Here is a 1,000-nt window from a genome sequence, read left to right on the forward strand (position 1 = left end):
TTTAAGAATACTTTCAATCCCGGCTTTAAGAGTTAAATTGGACAATGGGCAACCCTTGCATGTTCCCTGAAAGCGCACGCTCACCACGCCTTCTTTAAAACCCACAAAATCCAAAGACCCCAAATGCATAGCCAGCATCGGACGCACTTCTTTTTCTAAAACATTTTTAATTTGTTCTATCTCTTGACTCATGGTGAGATATATGATAGCATATAAAAAGAAAGGGGCGCAAATGAAAAAAATGCTGTGGTGGACAGGTATTGGCTTAATAATCGCTGGCGCGATTTTAAGCGCAGCTCATGATGAAATCGGCCTAACACATCCTTTGGCATTTGAAATTTTTGGTTTAGATATTGGTTTAATTTCATCTGCTTTCGGACTGGCTACTGCTACTTTTGTAGCATGGCGCTTAAACTATTGGTACTAAAAGCCCCTCGAATATAATTGGGGCTTTTTATTTTTTCAATTTTGTCTTTTTTGGCAATGGCTTTTCTAAAAATTTAATGTGATCTACATACCCTGCCACTTCATCATAAACTCGCCATGATCTACAAATAAAACAATCCCAACAATAATCCTTACATTTTTTGCCGATTTCTTTTTCAAGCCATCTCTTAAATTGCCTAACGCCGAGTATGGTTTGGAGTTTCATAGATCCAAAAACTCTGAGGCACTAATTTTTAAGTCCTTAATAATTCTATCTAGCAATTTTACTCCGATATCATTGCCGTGTGGATTTGGAATAGAAATCTTAAAATTGCCTTTTTCCATAAACTGATGCTTGCCTCCAGAAAAAGGACCAATAAAACCTAGTCGCCTAAGCCTTCTCATAAGCTCGCGGCGGCTAATGGGCTTTAGCATACGATGGAATTTTGATATCAAATCCCTTAACAGGCTTTTTCTTTTGGAAACTTAAAAACAGATATTCTTCGAGTGTTTCGGCAAGCCCCTGCCTTACCCCCTCAATATCTTTATCTTGAGCATAAATACCAGGAAAGCC

The 1,000-nt window shown here is 38.2% G+C and carries 4 protein-coding genes; 1 reads left to right on the plus strand and 3 read right to left on the minus strand.

The features are described 5' to 3' along the window. Positions 1-192: NifU family protein (locus Q8Q95_04035; protein MDP3764762.1), on the minus strand; the 192-nt coding region annotated here is incomplete at its 3' end. A 40-nt stretch (positions 193-232) separates the two neighbouring features. Here Q8Q95_04035 and Q8Q95_04040 point away from each other — a divergent pair. Next, positions 233-427, plus strand: a complete 195-nt coding sequence (locus Q8Q95_04040) for a hypothetical protein (protein ID MDP3764763.1) — start codon at positions 233-235, stop codon at positions 425-427. A 27-nt stretch (positions 428-454) separates the two neighbouring features. On the opposite strand, the gene Q8Q95_04045 is transcribed toward Q8Q95_04040, so the two are convergent. Together Q8Q95_04045 and Q8Q95_04050 are read right to left on the minus strand one after the other, a co-directional pair. Continuing rightward, on the minus strand, positions 455-652 hold the full coding sequence (locus Q8Q95_04045; GenBank protein MDP3764764.1) for a hypothetical protein: 198 nt from the start codon (positions 650-652) through the stop codon (positions 455-457). Continuing rightward, positions 649-861 (minus strand): type II toxin-antitoxin system HicA family toxin, encoded by a 213-nt coding sequence (locus tag Q8Q95_04050; GenBank protein ID MDP3764765.1) that lies wholly within the window; start codon positions 859-861, stop codon positions 649-651. Before Q8Q95_04050 ends, Q8Q95_04045 begins: the two co-directional genes overlap by 4 nt. Positions 862-1,000: the final 139 nt, after the last annotated feature.

Source organism: bacterium (assembly GCA_030697795.1).
In the GTDB taxonomy this organism is placed as follows: domain Bacteria; phylum Patescibacteriota; class Minisyncoccia; order JACQLN01; family JACQLN01; genus JACQLN01.

Bases quoted from the DNA above. Each gene is read 5' to 3' on its own strand.
- Q8Q95_04040 (MDP3764763.1), top strand. From the start codon at position 233: ATGAAAAAAATGCTGTGGTGGACAGGTATTGGCTTAATAATCGCTGGC.
- Q8Q95_04045 (MDP3764764.1), bottom strand. From the start codon at position 652: ATGAAACTCCAAACCATACTCGGCGTTAGGCAATTTAAGAGATGGCTT.
- Q8Q95_04050 (MDP3764765.1), bottom strand. From the start codon at position 861: ATGCTAAAGCCCATTAGCCGCCGCGAGCTTATGAGAAGGCTTAGGCGA.